This is a genomic window from Hydrogenophaga sp. (assembly GCF_041633695.1).
Taxonomy (GTDB): domain Bacteria; phylum Pseudomonadota; class Gammaproteobacteria; order Burkholderiales; family Burkholderiaceae_C; genus Hydrogenophaga.
In genome coordinates this window covers 1-1,276 of sequence record NZ_JBFJMY010000733.1, presented here as the reverse complement: position 1 = coordinate 1,276, position 1,276 = coordinate 1, and the positions used below count along the sequence as shown (strand labels likewise).

The window sequence follows — 1,276 nt, the reverse complement described above, 5'->3', positions numbered from 1 at the left end:
GGCAAATCTGTATGCCCAGGGGTGTGCTCTGGTGTCGATCCGTGGGGAGACACCATCGCTGCCCATTGCGTTGCATTGCCGCGCCTATCTGCCACCACCGGCCGTAGAGGCCAATGCCTGCCCGGTGCGCCAAGCGCGAGGCGATTCAAAGCCAGATGGCGGGGATGGCGCAGCCCAAGGTCTGAGCGCCTGGGGCGCTTTCGGCGCAGGGGGGAGACGTCAGAACGCTGGCGCCAGCGTCAAGGCCCGGTCCACAGCGAAGCCTTGTTGTTCGGGTCGACCCAACTGGGGTGGTGCCCTTTGCCCGACTTGTCGGAAATGTCGGATGGCGTGGGGTTCAGGTTGAGGTACCAGATGTTGGCGGCACCGGCGCTGGAGCCCATGGGCGTGCTGGCTTCGGTCACGATGTCGGGCACCGTCAAAGCGGTGGAATAGAGCTGGATGCCGCGCAGCAAGCCACTCAAACGTTCCTGTCCGATCGCCCAGGGTGCGTCGCCGAAATTCAGCGCGGCGTTGGAAATCGGGTTCGCCGCATAGCTGCTGTAGAGCGTCACCCGGATCACCTTGCTGGTGTCGGGCAAGTCCCAGTAAAACTCGTTGATCTTGTTGGTGCCGTTGTCCCAGACCCGCAAGGCCTGGGTTTTCCATTCGTTGTATCCGAGCTGGGTGGAATGGCCGTTGGCGTCGTTGACAAAATCGCTGGCGTAGATGGAGAGCTCCCATTTGTGGGCGCGGCTCTGGGGCTTGGGTTCGCCGTCGGGGTAGGGGTGGGCGCCATAGAAGTTGTTGCCGGTGAAGGTGCCGTCGGGCCCCCAGAAGAAGGTGGTGTAGTAACCCGTTTGCTGGCGCAGATTCACGCGCCAGATGTAGGTGGCCGGGTACATGGGCAGGAGATTGGCGCCGTTGAAGCGGAAGCGCACGTCTTTGGTGGTGTCGCCGTTCGACGGGAAGTTCAGCGCGGTGATCGCCCCGGAACCGGTCACCGAGACCGTGACCGATTTGTTGACAGTGCCACCGAGTCCAGTACAGGTGATCGAGTAAGTAGCGGTGGCTTGCAGATTGGTGAGCTGGAAACTGCCCGAGGTGGCGCGGCTACCGCTCCAGGCACCGCTGGCGGTGCACGACGAGGCGTTGGAAGAAGACCAGCTCAGCGTTGAATTGCCGCCTGCGGCGACGCTGGTCGGGCTGGCCTCCAGAGCGACCAGCGGAGCCGGTGCTGGAGCCGGTGCTGGAGCCGGTGCTGGAGCCGGTGCTGGAGCCGGTGCTGGAGCCGGTG

The 1,276-nt window shown here is 63.9% G+C and carries 1 pseudogene; it reads right to left on the bottom strand.

Annotated features, from left to right (window positions below):
- Positions 1-239 precede the first annotated feature (239 nt).
- Positions 240-1,276: pseudogene (locus ABYB95_RS23660) on the bottom strand (hypothetical protein); the annotation flags it as partial.